This window comes from Flavihumibacter sp. CACIAM 22H1 (assembly GCF_001601815.1).
Classification (GTDB): Bacteria; Bacteroidota; Bacteroidia; order Chitinophagales; family Chitinophagaceae; genus Flavihumibacter.
This window is the reverse complement of sequence record NZ_LUKG01000079.1, coordinates 3,759-19,711: the sequence shown is the minus strand read 5'-3', so window position 1 is coordinate 19,711 and position 15,953 is coordinate 3,759. Positions and strand designations below refer to the sequence as shown.

Below are 15,953 nucleotides of genomic sequence, written 5' to 3'. Positions count from 1 at the left end.
TGGGCATTGGAGTTTGAAGAAGAAGCCATTATGAGTGGCAATACGGTGGAGCATGTGAAAGATGCAGCGCCTATCATGGGCAAGTATTTTGACATTCTCTGTATCCGCACCTTCCCTTCATTAAAGAATAAAGAAGACGATTATTCTGAATTGTACATCCGCCAGTTTATAAAATATGCAGGTATCCCGATTGTAAGCCTTGAAAGCGCCACCCTGCACCCGTTGCAAAGTCTTACCGACATCATTACCATGCAGGAATATATGCGCGGACCGGCACAGGCGGCGGGTTTTGCGGGACGTAAGCCGAAGGTGGTCTTAACCTGGGCGCCGCATGTGAAACCTCTGCCGCAATGTGTGGCCAATAGTTTTTCGCAGTGGGTAAATGCCTGGGGACAAGCCGATTTTGTAATTACCCACCCCGAAGATTATGAACTGGCCGAGCAATTTACAAAAGGTGCCCGGATCGAATACGATCAGTCTGCCGCTTTAAAAGACGCTGATTTTGTATATGTAAAAAACTGGAGTACGTTCCGGGATTATGGAAAGATCTATACCAACGACCCGGAATGGATGCTGACCAATGAAAAGCTGGCCCTTACCAACCAGGCGCGCGTACTGCATTGTTTACCGGTGCGCCGCAACGTAGAGTTAAGTGATGAAATACTGGATGGTGCCAATAGCCTGGTAACTACACAGGCCGGTAACCGGGTATGGGCTGCACAGGCTGTATTGGCAGCCATTCTCCGCGGAGAATAAATTGTTTCGCGCTAAATCAATAACATGGTTTTTGTAATCAAAATAGGTGGAAATGTATTAGACGATCCTGCAGCATTGCAGGATTTTCTGCATGCTTTTGCATCGGTGTCGGGGCCCAAGATACTGGTGCATGGAGGCGGTAAAATTGCCACCCGGCTGGGAGATCAGTTAGGTATTCAATCAAATTATGTAGATGGACGGCGCATTACGGATGATGCCACCATCGATTTAGTAACGATGGTGTACGGTGGACTGGTAAATAAACAATTGGTAGCCCAATTGCAGTCGCGGCACTGTAATGCCATCGGAATTACCGGGGCGGATGGAAACTTATTGCCGGCGGTAAAACGTCCGGTTAAAACCATCGATTATGGCTGGGTAGGAGATGTGCGGGCAGATAGCCTGCCCGTAGAACGCTGGAAACTATTGCTCGATAATGGATTGTTCCGGTATTGGCACCCCTTACCCATGATGGTAATGGCCATATCCTCAATACCAATGCAGATACTATGGCTGCCACCATTGCCATTGCAATAGCGGCCTGGTACCCGGTACGCCTTATCTATTGCTTTGAGAAAAAAGGTATATTGGAAAATGTGGAAGACGATGCATCGGTAATCCGGTTCATTAACCCGGCACTGTATGCTGAACTGAAAGCAGCCCAAAAACTATTTGCGGGTATTCTACCCAAACTAGACAATGCATTTGATGCCATTTCCAAAGGTGTGCAGGAAGTATTGATCGGCCACGCTTCTGACCTGGTACGCAATACGGGTTCCGATACATCCGGTACACTGATATCGCTTCAGGGTGCCCCTGCTACCGGTGAAGCGCAACCGACCGGAGAAAAAAAATAACATGCAAGAGGAACAATTATATGAGGATGCATTGGGGCTGCTGCAAAGCCTGATCCGCACCCCCTCGCTGAGCCGGGAGGAGCAGGGAACAGCTGCCCTGATCCGTTCCTACCTCGAAGAGCGGGGCGTGGCCGTACACCAGCAGCTCAATAATATATGGGCACTTAACAAAAACTATTCGGCAGAAAAGCCAACCGTGGTGCTTAACTCGCACCACGATACGGTAAAACCAAATCCGCAGTATACCAGGAATCCATTTGAACCAATTATAGAGGAGGGAAAGTTATACGGCCTGGGCAGCAATGATGCAGGCGGGCCACTGGTAGCACTGATTGCAACATTCCTCTATTTTTACGAAGCGGCAGATCTGCCGGTTAACCTGGTACTTGCCGCTACTGCTGAAGAAGAAATATCCGGTATCAACGGTGTGGAAGCCCTGTTAAAGGACCCCGGATTTTTAGCGCAAACAGGCGCCGCTGCGCTTGCCGCAGAGGCCCGCTTTGCCAATTGGTCGGCCATCGTAGGCGAACCAACAGAAATGGAACTGGCGGTGGCGGAAAAAGGCCTGTTGGTAATTGATTGCACCGTAACCGGTAAAACCGGGCATGCAGCGCGGCAGGAAGGCATCAATGCCCTCTACAAAGCGGTAGATGCCATCCAATGGTTTCGCAATTACCAGTTTCCGAAACAATCCGATACCCTCGGGCCGGTGCACATGAATGTAACCGTTCTTCAAACAGAGAATAAAGCGCATAATGTGGTGCCCGGAACCTGCCAGTTTACCGTAGATATACGGGTAACTGATGCCTATACACACGAAGAAATCCTTGCTGTTATAGAAGCTGCAGTAGAGGCGGAGATCAGGCCAAGAAGCCTGCGGATGCGGGCAACGGCTATTGCCGACCAACACCCATTGGTGCAGGCCGGATTGGCATTGGGCCGTCACACTTATGGATCGCCAACCTGTTCAGATAAGGCCCTGTTACCTTTTCCAGCCCTTAAATGCGGACCCGGTTTCAGTGGAAGAAGTCATTCGGCCGATGAATACATTTATCTCCAGGAAATCAGGGACGGTATTGCTATTTATATTGCGTTGCTTAAAAAAGCAATGCACTTTGCTCAAACCACCAAATTGAAACAGGCATGAAACTCTGGCAAAAAAATATACAATCACTGAAAGAAGTAGAGCAGTTTACGGTTGGCCGGGATCGTGAGTTTGATCAGCAGATGGCGAAACAGGATGTATTGGGTAACATGGCCCATGCCATTATGTTGGAGGAGATCGGCCTGTTAACAACCGGTGAGAAAAACCAGCTTCTGGCAGAACTGCGTAAGATCTATGTGCTGGCCGAAAAAGGAGAACTTACCATTGCCGAAGGAGTGGAAGATATCCATTCGCAGGTAGAGTTTCTGTTAACGGCTGCATTGGGCGATACCGGAAAAAAAATTCACAGCGCCCGCAGCCGGAATGACCAGGTGCTGGTTGACCTGAAATTGTTCCTGCGCGATGAATTGCAGGCATTGGTGGAAGAAATTCAGCCCTTTTTTGACCTGTTGCAATTACAGAGCGAAACCTATAAACACCATCTTTTACCCGGTTATACGCATTTACAACTGGCCATGCCTTCCTCTTTCGGGCTTTGGTTCGGGGCTTATGCCGAAAGCCTGGTAGACGATCTCCTGACCCTGCAGGCAGCCTATGAAGTGGTGAATAAAAATCCGCTGGGCTCCGCCGCTGGTTATGGTTCTTCGTTTCCGATCAAGCGCCAGCGTACCACCGAATTACTGGGTTTTGCCCAACTGAACCACAACGTGGTATATGCCCAGATGGGCCGGGGGAAAGCAGAACGTATTGTGGCAATGGCGCTGGCCAACCTGGCCGATACCCTGGCCCGGTTATCAATGGATGCCTGTTTGTACCTGAACCAGAATTTCGGGTTCATCAGCTTTCCACCGGAGCTAACCACGGGCAGCAGTATTATGCCGCATAAAAAAAACCCAGATGTGTTTGAACTGATCCGTTCGCATTGTAACCGGATCAAGTCCCTGCCGAATGAAATTATGCTGATGACCACCAACCTGCCTTCGGGTTACCACCGCGATCTGCAATTACTCAAGGAACACCTGTTTCCGGCCTTCGGTACCCTGAAAGACTGTTTGCGGATGGCGGGCCTCATGTTGTCACATATTGAAATCCAGCCCGATCTACTGAAAGACGAAAAATACCGCTACCTGTTCAGTGTGGAAGAAGTGAATAAACTGGTTTTGCAGGGAGTGCCCTTCCGCGATGCATATAAGCAGGTGGGATTAGCTATTGAGAACGGCAGTTACCAGTACACTACCGATCTCCGGCACCAGCACGAAGGCAGTATCGGTAACCTTTGCACTGCGGAAATAAAAGCCGCCCGGGAGTCGGTCCTGAACCGCTTCAATTTTAGCGCTACAAATTCGGCGGTAGAGGAATTATTGCGTTAATTTGCCCTCCATGCAAAAACGTATCGCACTATTCGGATCTACCGGATCAATAGGAACGCAGGCATTGGCCGTAATAGAGGCCAACCCGCAGTTGTTTACGGCGGAAGTACTAACCGCACAGCAAAACGATGAATTGCTGATCCAGCAGGCGTTCAAGTTTAAGCCCAATATAGTGGTGATCGGGGACGAATCCCGCTACCAGAAAGTAAAACAGGCCCTTTCTTCCACCGATGTAAAGGTTTTTGCAGGAGAAAAAGCGCTGGAAGAAGTGGCTGCCATGGATTGTTACGACCTGATGCTGGCCGGTATAGTAGGATTTGCGGGCTTAAAACCCACGCTCCAGGCAGTGGAACAGGGAAAACCGGTGGCCCTGGCCAACAAGGAAACCCTGGTGGTAGCAGGTGATATCGTAATGCAGAAAGCGGTCGAAAAACGGGTGCCCATCATCCCGGTAGACAGTGAACATTCCGCTATTTTTCAATGCCTGGTAGGAGAGAACCTGAACCCGATCGATAAGATTATTTTAACGGCATCCGGCGGCCCTTTCCTGGGTAAAAAGCCCAATTTCCTGGTGAACGTGAAAAGGGATCATGCCCTGCAGCATCCGAACTGGAGTATGGGGGCTAAAATAACCATCGATTCAGCCACCCTTATGAATAAAGGGCTTGAAATGATCGAAGCCAAGTGGTTGTTTAACCTCCGGCCCGAGCAGGTGCAGGTACTGGTGCATCCGCAGAGTATTATCCACAGTATGGTGCAATTCGAGGATGGCTCTATTAAAGCGCAGATGGGGCTCCCGGATATGAAATTGCCGATCCAGTATGCAATGGCCTTTCCGCAACGGATTGTGAACCAGTTTCCCCGCTACGATTTTCGCAAACCCAATACCCTCACTTTTGAGGAGCCCGATGTAAAAACCTTCCGTAACCTGGCATTGGCTACGGATGCCTTGCAAAAAGGAGGCAATCTTCCCTGTATACTCAATGCCGCCAATGAAATTGCGGTGTATGCCTTCCTGCGGAACAGGGTGGGTTTCCTGGATATGACCGATGTAATCGAGCGTACCATGAATAAAATGGAGTTTATCCAGCAACCCACCCTGGAGCAATATTTTGAAACCGATGCGGCGGCACGGGAATTTGCCGCCACCCTCATTCATCTTTAATTCGGTACCATTACCAGGGTATCTGCCTGCATCAGGGTAGTACCATTGTAGTAACGCAGGGTATATTTTCCGGGTGTCGTCAACCGGAATTTGAACGTAGTATCCTTGGAGTATGGGAATGGATCACAGGTAGGCAGGGGCAGGGCCGGGTTAGGTTTTGACCCAATTGCCTGTATATCAAACTGGTTGGGGCCAGAATTGCGGGTGTCTAAGCCTTCGTACCGGTAGCATTGGTCCGGAGCGGTTATACGCAGGCGGGTTACCACGGTATCCGTAGTTTTAACCGTGTCGGGGGTATTTACATTGGCAAAAGAAATCGTTACCAGAACCCGCTCATCCGGTGGATAATCTTTGGTTTTCAAACAGGCCGTTAAACTCAACACCACCGCGGCGGAAAAAAGAAATTTCTTCATGTATCGTTCATTTATTGAGGTTGACAAATTAGTACTTTCAAGCGTTGTACCGTCCAAAAAAATTATAGTTCCAATAGGGTTTTTTCACAGATATTTGTCACCATTCAAACTTAGTACCTGACTGAATCATATGATATTTTTAGCAATTAATTGGGCGGAAGTAGGAGTAAAAGCCGGGCAGTTTATCCTTTCTTTTTCGATTATCGTTATTCTCCATGAACTGGGTCATTTTTTACCGGCACGCTGGTTTAAATGCCGGGTGGAGAAGTTTTACCTGTTTTTCAATCCCTGGTTTTCCCTGTTTAAAAAGAAAATTGGAGAAACCGAATATGGATTGGGCTGGGTGCCCTTTGGTGGTTACGTGAAAATCAGCGGTATGGTGGATGAGAGTATGGATAAAGAGCAGCTGAAACAACCACCCAAACCCTATGAATTCCGGAGTAAACCGGCCTGGCAGCGCCTCATTATTATGGTAGGCGGGGTAATCGTAAACCTGGTACTCGGCTTCCTGATCTATGCCCTGATGTTATGGTATTGGGGAGAATCCTATGTGCCAACCAATAAGTTCACCTATGGCATTGCCACGGATTCCATTGCACAAAGCATTGGGCTGCGCGATGGTGATAAAATTCTTTCAGTAGACGGTGAATATATCGACCGCTTCAATAAAATTCCACTCCGGGTTATTCTGAACGGCGCTAAAACCTTTGAAGTAGAACGTGATGGTAAGCCCTTAACCATTGCCATCCCCGATCATTTTGCAGCGGATCTGATACATGAAAAAGCCGTTGGGTTTATTGATATGCGGGTGCCCTTTTTGGGCGTTAATACGGTGGCGGACACCAGTGCGGCTATGAAGGCCGGATTGCGTAAAGGCGATAAGATCCTGGCCGTCAACAATAACCCGGTTCCATTCTTTCACAGTTTTCAGCAACAGATCCGGCGCAACAAGGAAAAAACCGTTCAGTTACAGGTGCAGCGCGGGGCAGATACCCTGCAGCTTAGCGCTGCTATCCCAAAAACCGGGGTACTGGGAATTACGCCCCTGCCTTTTAATGACAAGTTTGAAGTAAAAGAAGTGAAATACGGCTTCCTGGAAGCCATTCCTGCCGGTTTTAAAAAGAGTATTGAAACCCTCACTTCCTATTGGCTGCAACTGAAGCTGATATTCAGTGGCAAGGTGAATACCAATGAATCCCTGGGAAGTGTAATCAGTATCGGTAAAATGTTTGCGCCGGTTTGGGACTGGCAGCAATTTTGGGGACTGACCGCCTTTTTTAGCCTGGTATTGGCGTTGATGAATATATTGCCGATTCCTGGCCTGGATGGCGGGCACGCTTTATTTACCCTCTATGAAATGATCTCTGGCCGTAAGCCCAGTGATAAATTCATGGAATATGCGCAAATGGTAGGTATGATCCTGCTGCTGGGGCTCATGGCCTATGCGCTTGGCCTGGATATATTCCGCCTCTTCAAATAACGGTTAAAGTTCTATTCCGATTTTTTTCATCAGGATGCTGGCATTCATACTGGTGCAGATACCTTTTTTCAATTTATAATCGAAATAAAGCTCTTCGTTTTCTACGGCTACATCAAAATGATAGTTGGTAATAGCGGTAGGAGCTTCTGCCTGTAGCGCTGTCAGGGCCAGGTCATGGGTAGCCAGGAGCCCGGTGGCTTTTTGCTGGATCAACTGCCGGATCAATGCCCTCGACCCGGTTTGCCGGTCCTGTGAATTGGTGCCGCGTAAAATCTCATCCAGTAAGAGCAATACGGGTTCTCCGGCATTTACTGCCTCTATGATACTTTTCAGTTTGCTGAGTTCGGCATAAAAAGTAGACGTATTTTCTTCGAGGTTATCGGCAATCCGCATACTGCTCATAATCCGCATATTGCTGACAGTTAGTTGCCGGGCAGCTACCGGGGCACCGGCCATGGCCAGCACCTGGTTGATGCCGATGCTTCGCAGGAAGGTGCTTTTTCCGGCCATATTGGAACCGGTAATAAGGGCTATGGCCGGCCTGCCGGAAGTTGTAAAATCGTTGGTAACGCAGTTGGCTGCCGGAATTAATGGGTGGCCGAGGGCAAGCGCGGAGAAACTACCTGCAGCGGTACTCAGTTCAGGAAAAACATACCCCGGATGATTAAACGAAAATCGGCCAATGGAATTCAGTGCTTCCAGTTCAGCAATGGTACTAAACCATTGTCGGATAGCCGACTGGTGAATAGTTTTCCAGTTTTCGAGTGCCCATACCTGTTGGAGATCCCAGAGCAGGAAGGTATTGAGGGGAATATAGACCAGCGGGTTAAGGCGGTAATCGAAACGGTCCAGTATTTTTCGCAGGTGACGGATTGCGGCAGAAGCTTTCAGTGAGTTGCCGGTAGCGATAGCCGACTGTTGTTCCAGCAGCAGGAGACTTCGAAAACTGGCCGATTCAATGCATTCCAGCGCATTGGAAAGGGTAGCCAGGGAAGGTAGAATCGAATCGAGCTGCCGGTAAATTGGCTGAATTCCTTTGGAAATATAAAAAGCCAGCACCAGTAAAACCAGCAGCAGCAGGTAAAAAGGGCCGGAGGGCAGGATATCTGCCAGGTGAAGGAACAGTGCTGCCAGTGCCAGCAGGGGCCATACAAAGCGCAGCAGCTTATAAAACTTGTTAGGTGTATACTGAGAGGCTGAGGCAGACCAGTGCAGGATCTGGTCCTGTGATTTAAGCGTAAGCGGTTGCAGGTGGCCATAGGCTTCGAACCGGAGGCTCCAGGCGGGCTGGGAGGCCAGTTCCTGGGCGGCTGCCTGCCGTTGCCGGATGGTGGTATCGGGGGCAGGCGCCAATAGCCAGTTAGCCAGGGTTTGGTGGCCCTGTTCACCGGTGCTGCGGTGGAGGAACTGGAAAAGCGAGGCTTTGCCGAAAAGGTCGAGGTCGCCGGCATAGGCATGTTTGGGAGGGGCCAGGTTTTCGCCCTGGGGGCGGTGGGTGAATTGGTGTGTGGCAATGGTAAATTCCTCCTGGATAAGCCGTACGATTTGCTGTAACAGGGAGCGTTGTTCGGTGACCCTTATGCTTTGTTTTACCAGTAGGAGAAAGAGGGTCAGGGCCAGTGCAAAAAGCGGCAAGAGCAGGTAAAAGGGTTGCTGGCGAAAAATATACAGCAGTGCAGCTCCCAGTACCAGGGTAATGACCCGTAGCAGGGAGATGCGGTTTCTTTTTTTTGAAAGTTGTTGAATTTCAGCGGTAAGTTGGCTAAGCTGTTGTTGGTAGAACAGCGATGGATCCTGTTTCATAGGACATGAAACTAGTATATTTTCGTATCTTTGCTTTCCTTTTGGGATAAGCCGGTTAAGATCTTGGATCAATGAGTGGTTATCCGGGGACAGAAGGGGCTGTACTGGTTTCGACAGCGTAGTTCTTTGAGAGTGTAAGCATGCCGTGCGTTGGATAATTAGCACGTAAATCTGAATACCCGAACTTCAAATGGCAATACACAGTATGCCATGGCTGCCTAATCAGTGATTAAGTAGTCATTAGGGCCGCGTTGAGCAGGTTGACCTGTTACCAAGCTCCGCCGCCGACTCAAAACCAAATACAGGTTGCTGTTCAACCAGGCTGTGCGTTGAACAAAAGACTATCCAGCTAAGGAAGGAATCGGTTGGTTGTTTTCCTGTTCTTTCCCGACAACGAATAATCAACTAAGCATGTAGAAAGCTTTCGGCGAATATGTTTGGACGGGGGTTCGACTCCCCCCAGCTCCACTTTTTAGTATTAAACACGGTTAACTACCGTGTGGAAAGCTCGCAAAACCCAGTATTTGCGGGCTTTTTTTATTTTTGACTGACCTCACTTTACCCCGCTTTACCGAAAAGTTCATTGAACGATTCATTGAACTCATACCGGGCTTTGAGTACGATAGCAGGGGCCGGATGATCGTTAAAAAAATTCCCGGTGCGGCTCCTGTTTATATGGTATATGATAAATGGGATCGCGTGGTTCTAACACAGGATGGTGTTCTGCGACCGGATAAAAAATGGCTCTATACAAAGTATGATCACTTAAACAGACCGTTAATTACTGGCATGTATGAGCATAGCTCAGTGGTTGATCAGCCTGCAATGCAGACAGTATTAAATGCTGCAAATTTAGCTCGTTTTGAAACTTTTTTGGCAGGATCAACACAGCACAGTTTTAAGTGCCAATTATTACGATAATTATGACTGGACAAATAACCTGAGTACGACGTATAAAAATTTAAATACAGACTGGAATGCTGATCTGCTGTCTCAGAATCTTGCGTCCTATCCGGAAGGAATGACACAGTCATTTAACACTGCCGGCTTGCTTACGGGAATATGGTATAATACACAGACTTACAGCTCCAATATATATGATTCCAAAGGGCGAATTGTTCAGATGCAAAGCAAAAATATCACTGGAGGTACAGATATCACGACCAACCTGTATAGTTTTAATGGAAGCGTTGGCATTTCAGTATTGCGGCAGGAAATTGGCAATAACTCACAAAGACACGAAATATGGACCCGGTCTACGTATGATGATCTCTGGCGTGTTACTAAGGTGGAAAAGAGACTAAAAAGCAATCAAGTAAATAGTGATCTACTTGGCAGTTGGAAAACCACCATTGAATATACCTACGACGCGCTTGGACAAGTTAAATCAAAAAACTTAGGTACCAAATCAACTGGTGGATCACTCGTTAAAACAGATCAACAGTATAATATCCGGGGTTGGTTATTATCTATCAATAAAAAATTTGTGACTGGTACAGATAATACAGATCGCTATTTTGGAATGGAGCTTGGGTATGATAAAGCTGGATCGCAATCCTTTGGAACAGCTCAATTAAATGGAAACATAGCGGGAACTATCTGGAAATCACAGGGAGATGCAGCAGTACGAAAATATCTTTATAGTTATGATGCGGCTAACCGTCTATTAAAAGCGGATTTTTCCGACCCAGCTGTTGGAATGAATTTCAGTGTAAGTATGGGTAATGGAACAGATCCAAACCAGGCCTATGATTACAATGGCAACATTAAAAAAATGAAACATAGTGGCTGGCATGCCGGAAGCTCTTCCAAGGTAATTGATGATCTGAGTTATGTGCAAGAAACATTGAATGCAAGTTTGGTTTCAAGTAATCGCTTAACATCAGTTACTGATGCGATTACAACTGATCATAAGTTAGGCGATTTTTATGACAAAAATACGGTAGGCGGTGATTATACATACGATGTAAATGGCAATCTAAAAACAGACAAAAACAAAAGTATCAGTAACATCGTTTACAATCATTTAAATTTACCAGTTACTATTACAATAAAAAATGCAGCAGGTACGGCTGATAAAGGAATCATTACATATACCTACCAGCCGGATGGAACCAAGCTTTCAAAAGTAGTAACAGAATATAGTGTAGTGACCAGGCACAATGGAACTGATTACACGGGAAATATTACCACTGCCACCAAATACCTGCCTGGTTTGGTGTATGAAAGTAAAGTTTACACGGCAGTGTCAGCCTTGAACTATACCGACAAGTTGTTATTCCTGCAACACGAGGAGGGGCGGATTCGTTATGAGACAGCTACCAGTTCGACCTGTCCGGCACAGGTGGCCCGCTTTGTATTTGACTATTTTGTAAAAGATCATCTGGGTAATACCCGATCTGTACTAACGGAGCAGCTGGAAAATATTTGTTATCCTGGCGCAACGCTTGAAACGGCCTCATTACCAGCTGAGAAACAATTGTTTACGATTGTGGATGCAAGGATCAAAGATAAAACAGTAGTCAATGGTGCAAATTCCTATCCGCAGTTTGGAGATAAATTATACGAGGTACATGGTGGTCTCAGCAATCAAAAGACAGGTCTCGCAATAGTGCTTAAAGTGATGGCTGGTGATAAGGTTAAGTTTAATGTTCAATCAATCTACACGCTACCGAGTGGAGGAAATACCTCGGGTCCACTAACCATTGGCTTAACAGAATTATTAACTGGCTTGGCGGGTAGTACATTTTCGGGGGGAAAGGGTATGACCCAAGGAATTCTGGAATCTATAAATCCCAGTGGTAGTCTTACTAGCTTTAACAACCTTCGATCTCAAGCATCTAACCGTCCACAGGCTTACCTGAATTATATGTGTTTCGATGAGCAGTTTAAGTATTCTCAGGGCAATGTTGCGCCGGTAGCTACAGGAAGCGGTACTACTCCAGCTTACAAGTTAATAAATGACTTTGACGCAGCTCCGGTAACTGTTCAGAAAAATGGATATATTTATATCTTTGTTAGTAATGAGAGCAATTTCCCTGTGTTCTTTGATAATCTGCTGGTTACACATACTCCTGGTCCACTACTGGAGGAAACGCAATATTATCCATTCGGGTTGGCGATGGCAGGGATCAGTTCCAGAGCAATGGGGAAACTGGATAACAAGTATGAATACAATGGTAAGGAGAAGCAGGAGAAGGAGTTTAGTGATGGACAAGGATTAGAGTTATATAATTATGGTGCAAGAATGTATGATCATCAAATTGGTAGATTTTCAATTCATGATCGTTTTTCTGAACAATATCTAGGTTTAAATCCATATCAATATACAGGTAACAATCCTATTAATTATGTTGATTATAATGGGGATTACATTATTATTCATGGTTATCAAAATGGACATAATGTTTCATATTTATATGAAAATGGTAAAACATATCAATATACTTTAAATAGCGATGGAAGTGTTACAAAGCATGAAGAATTTAAAAGTGAAAATAACTTTATAAAAAATACTGTTAAAGATTTGAACTTAATCTCTAATACAGGCAAAGGAGAAAGAAGAGTTGGAGATCTACAGTCATCTAGTTTTTTGTATAATGTCAGGGAGGCAAACCAATTATCAGGATTTAGTAAAGATGCATCACACTTTTCTCCAATTTCTAAAAGTGGAGGGGGTGATATATATTATTACCAAAAAGGGGGCACAATTGATAATGTTTCATATAATAAAAGTCATTTTGCTCTTGGACATGAAATCCAACATGCATGGGATTTAGAGTTTACATATTCATATTTTGATGCAAGAGGTAATAGAGTTCAGAATTCAGATTGGAATTTACCGCAAAGTGAAGTAAACGCTGTAGGCTTCGAGAACTACTTAAGGGCAAAAAGTGGAGAACGACAAATGAGGGAATATTATAGTGGATCTCCGTTATTTCATGGGTTCAGTAAGGAGTATTTTTTTTCACAATATGATCCACTCAAGAAAAACGAGCAATGGTACGTTCCTAGGATTATTAATTCCCCCACTGCTGATAATTCAAGGGTAATGACGCAAATGAGACCTATTGTAATTGACTCACGCACCAAAAAAATTGTAACTCAATGAAAATAATTGCTAAATATATTTTGTGTGCATCAATTTTATTTTCTTGTAATTCACAAAAATTAACAATTTTAAGTAATGATTCAGAATCAATAGAATTTGAAGAAGTTCAATTAAATAAAATTCTATTAGATCCAAGTATTTATAATGAAAAATATATTTCTAGTAAAGGATATGCTTCATTTGGCTTTGAAATGTCAGCAGTTTTTTTGGACAAAGAATCACGATCGAAGTATAATTCTAATAATTCAATTTGGCTTATCCCTGCCAGAACATTGACTATAACACAGTGCGACAGCATTGAAAAATATTTCAATAACAAAAAAGTTAGAATAAAAGGTAAATTTGATTCAAAATCAAAAGGGCATCTTGGGTATTACATGGGATCATTAATATTGTATTCAATAGAAGAACTATAAACTCCTTAAATTTAGTGTCGGCGTACCGCTATTTCGGTCAGTTTAAAATTATAGTTTTTGGTCGATTGTCGCTCGCTTTATCCACGACCCGACTCTGTTCAATGGGTAAAGGATTTTCGTTCGCCGGGTGTGGATAAAGCTGGTCTGTGGCCATCAGTCGGGCATAGTTCAATGGCGAGAGATAGTTAAGCGCTTTGTGCGGGCGTTCTTCGTTGTAATCCATGCGCCAGTTTTCACACATCGCTCTTGCTTCGTTCAGGCTATTGAATAAGTATGCATTGAGCAGTTCTCGCCGAATGCTCCCGTTCTTGCGCTCTATGTACGCATTTTGCATCGGACGGCCCGGTTGAATGTATTGCAGCGTGATTTGATTTTTTGTACACCATTCTTCCAGTTTATGGCTGGTAAATTCGGGGCCATTATCCGTTCTGAGATTGGCAGGTTTACCGCGTTTACTGATGATCTTTTCCAGTGCTCGGATTACCCGAAGGCTCGGAAGAGAAGTATCTACCTCTATCATCAACGATTCGCGGTTAAAATCATCCATGATATTTCATAAACGGGATGTTCTGCCGTCTTCCAGGCGGTCGGTCATAAAATCAATGCTCCACATTTGATTTGGCCTTGTTGGGGTGATCAATGGTTGCTTAACACGATCGGGGAGTCTTTTTTTGCTCGTCGCCGAATATTGAGGTTCGTATTGCGGTACACCCGCCGCATCCGCTTATGGTTCCCGGCAATACCTCGGTTTCTTAACCGATAATAACACTTCCAAAATCTAATGGAAGGGTGTCTGGTTACCAGTTGATCCGACGCTGCTTCTACTTCCTGGTCGTCTTTTGGGCGAGACTGGTACTGGTAACTGCTTCGTGGTAGTTGCACAATACGACAGGCCTTACTGACACTACACTGCTCCTGATCAACCAAATAATGAGCAGCTTTTCTTTTATCAGCAGGCGCTACAACTTTTTTTCAATGAAGTTTTTCATTGCCCGATTCTCAAAAGTGAGCTCTGCCACGATCTTTTTATACTGGCTTAGCTCTGCTTCCATATCCTTCATTTTCTTCACATCGCTGGCTTCCATACCGCCATACTTCGCCTTCCAGTTAAAGAACGTAGGTTCGCTGATACCCATTTCTCGGCAAATCTCTTTGACAGAAATGCCGGTTTCTTGCTTCTTAATAGCTGCCACAATCTTTCTTTCGGTAAATCTTAACTTTTAAAACTTGACAGTTTAATTGTAAGTAGATTCATCTATTTTACAACTGCCGAATTTAAGGTACGCCGACAGCTGCTTTTTAGCCTTACCGATTGTTTGTGAAGATAATGCTTGGATGGATGACAGGTAATCGCTATTTTGACAACGTATAACCTTATCATGGTACCTGTAACCGAGGGGGCGAAGCTATTTGGTATACTTCGAACCTTCTGTTGATTACAGTTAAACCAATTAAAACTATCGAAATACAAACATACTAATCAATTAATGGCTTATTTCCCGGTCATACTCCTGCTCCTGATAGTGTTTTTTTTACTGGTAAGGCCGCTCACCGTTTTGCTTCATGAACTAGGGCATGCCATTCCTGCCATAATTATGACCAGGCGGAAGGTATCTATCTATATTGGTTCATATGGCGATCCCAGGAATAGTGTAAATTTTAAACTAGGACTGTTGGATGTTTGGTTTAAGTATAATCCATCGTCCTGGCTATTTGGACTTTGTGTGCCGTCTGCCAAAGAGATTTCCATCAATAAAAAAGTTATCTGTACCTTGGCTGGACCCCTGACTTCGTTTTTTATTGCTGCTATGGCTTTCTACTTTACGTTGGCTTTAGACCTTCATGGTGCAGCTAAGCTAGTTTTTGTAATCTTACTTGGTTCCTCAATTTTTGACCTGTTTGTCAACCTCATTCCAAATGCAACGTCAATAAGATTATATGATGGTAGCTTTTGTTACAATGACGGCTATCAATTGAAGCAGTTATTTTATTATAAGCGTTTTCCAAAAGAGTACGAAGTGGCGATCGGATTATACAATCAAAAGGTGTTTGATAAAGCGGCGATTTTATTTAAAGGGATGCTTGACAGAGGAATAAACCACGAAGATGTTTATCGGTTTGCGATTAGTTCTTTCTTTGAAGCACAAAACTATAATACAGCCAAAGAATTAGTTGAAGAATTTTTTACGCACGGTAACATCACTTCGGATGACTATATATATGCAGGTGTTACTTATATTAATATGAACGAGCTAGAAAAAGCTTTGATGCATTTTGATAAGTCCCTCGAATTAGATAATCAAAACAAATATTCACTAAATAATAAGGGGTTTGTCATGAATTTACTTGACAAGTTTGAAGAAGCCATTCCCTTGTTTGACAAAGCAATTGAGGTGGATCCGGAGTTTGCATATCCGTACAATAACAGGGGACTGGCAAAAATAAAAATCGGAAAAGCAAAAGAAGGGCTTGAAGAT

13 protein-coding genes, 1 other RNA gene and 1 pseudogene are annotated in these 15,953 nt (G+C 44.9%); 12 read left to right on the top strand and 3 right to left on the bottom strand.

Annotation, left to right across the window (positions count from 1 at the left end):
• The 6 genes from A1D16_RS17620 to A1D16_RS17595 form a co-directional block, all read left to right on the top strand.
• On the top strand, positions 1-756 hold a 756-nt coding region (locus A1D16_RS17620), incomplete at its 5' end, for an acetylornithine carbamoyltransferase (protein WP_290711929.1).
• A gap of 24 nt (positions 757-780) precedes the next feature.
• Positions 781-1,293 (top strand): hypothetical protein, encoded by a 513-nt coding sequence (locus tag A1D16_RS17615; protein WP_290711926.1) that lies wholly within the window; start codon positions 781-783, stop codon positions 1,291-1,293.
• Positions 1,209-1,613, top strand: coding sequence for a hypothetical protein (locus A1D16_RS17610; RefSeq protein WP_290711925.1), 405 nt, complete (start codon positions 1,209-1,211; stop codon positions 1,611-1,613). Before A1D16_RS17615 ends, A1D16_RS17610 begins: the two co-directional genes overlap by 85 nt.
• A gap of 1 nt (position 1,614) precedes the next feature.
• Entirely contained in the window at positions 1,615-2,760 is a 1,146-nt protein-coding gene (locus A1D16_RS17605) for a M20/M25/M40 family metallo-hydrolase (RefSeq protein WP_290711923.1), read from the top strand.
• A complete protein-coding gene (gene argH / locus A1D16_RS17600; RefSeq protein ID WP_290711921.1) occupies positions 2,757-4,088 on the top strand; it encodes an argininosuccinate lyase in 1,332 nt (443 codons plus the stop codon). Before A1D16_RS17605 ends, argH begins: the two co-directional genes overlap by 4 nt.
• Before the next feature lie 10 nt (positions 4,089-4,098).
• A complete protein-coding gene (locus tag A1D16_RS17595; RefSeq protein WP_290711919.1) occupies positions 4,099-5,253 on the top strand; it encodes a 1-deoxy-D-xylulose-5-phosphate reductoisomerase in 1,155 nt (384 codons plus the stop codon).
• On the opposite strand, the gene A1D16_RS17590 is transcribed toward A1D16_RS17595, so the two are convergent.
• On the bottom strand, positions 5,250-5,666 hold the full coding sequence (locus A1D16_RS17590) for a hypothetical protein (RefSeq protein WP_290711917.1): 417 nt from the start codon (positions 5,664-5,666) through the stop codon (positions 5,250-5,252). The genes A1D16_RS17595 and A1D16_RS17590 overlap by 4 nt on opposite strands.
• A gap of 130 nt (positions 5,667-5,796) precedes the next feature.
• Here A1D16_RS17590 and rseP point away from each other — a divergent pair, with 130 nt between their 5' ends.
• Positions 5,797-7,146, top strand: a complete 1,350-nt coding sequence (rseP, locus tag A1D16_RS17585) for an RIP metalloprotease RseP (protein ID WP_290711915.1) — start codon at positions 5,797-5,799, stop codon at positions 7,144-7,146.
• A gap of 3 nt (positions 7,147-7,149) precedes the next feature.
• Here the strand turns inward: rseP and A1D16_RS17580 are convergent, their stop codons facing one another.
• Positions 7,150-8,949, bottom strand: coding sequence for a MutS family DNA mismatch repair protein (locus A1D16_RS17580; RefSeq protein WP_290711913.1), 1,800 nt, complete (start codon positions 8,947-8,949; stop codon positions 7,150-7,152).
• Positions 8,950-9,044: 95 nt separating this feature from the next.
• Here A1D16_RS17580 and ssrA point away from each other — a divergent pair.
• The 4 genes from ssrA to A1D16_RS17560 all read left to right on the top strand — a co-directional run bounded on the left by ssrA (position 9,045) and on the right by A1D16_RS17560 (position 13,476).
• Positions 9,045-9,420: a transfer-messenger RNA gene (gene ssrA / locus A1D16_RS17575) on the top strand.
• A gap of 72 nt (positions 9,421-9,492) precedes the next feature.
• Positions 9,493-9,870 carry a hypothetical protein gene (locus tag A1D16_RS17570; protein WP_290711911.1) on the top strand — a complete coding sequence of 126 codons (378 nt, stop codon included), beginning with the start codon at positions 9,493-9,495 and terminating at the stop codon, positions 9,868-9,870.
• Complete coding sequence (locus A1D16_RS17565; RefSeq protein WP_290711909.1) at positions 9,812-13,060, top strand: RHS repeat-associated core domain-containing protein; 3,249 nt, start codon at positions 9,812-9,814, stop codon at positions 13,058-13,060. The genes A1D16_RS17570 and A1D16_RS17565 overlap by 59 nt, the downstream gene beginning before the upstream one ends.
• Positions 13,057-13,476, top strand: coding sequence for a hypothetical protein (locus A1D16_RS17560; protein ID WP_290711907.1), 420 nt, complete (start codon positions 13,057-13,059; stop codon positions 13,474-13,476). The genes A1D16_RS17565 and A1D16_RS17560 overlap by 4 nt, the downstream gene beginning before the upstream one ends.
• A gap of 172 nt (positions 13,477-13,648) precedes the next feature.
• Here the strand turns inward: A1D16_RS17560 and A1D16_RS17555 are convergent.
• Positions 13,649-14,672 (bottom strand): annotated as a pseudogene (locus tag A1D16_RS17555) (IS3 family transposase); the annotation flags it as partial.
• Positions 14,673-15,149: 477 nt separating this feature from the next.
• Between A1D16_RS17555 and A1D16_RS17550 the strand changes: the two are divergent.
• Positions 15,150-15,953, top strand: an 804-nt coding sequence (locus A1D16_RS17550) for a hypothetical protein (RefSeq protein ID WP_290711906.1), incomplete at its 3' end; no start/stop codon positions are given.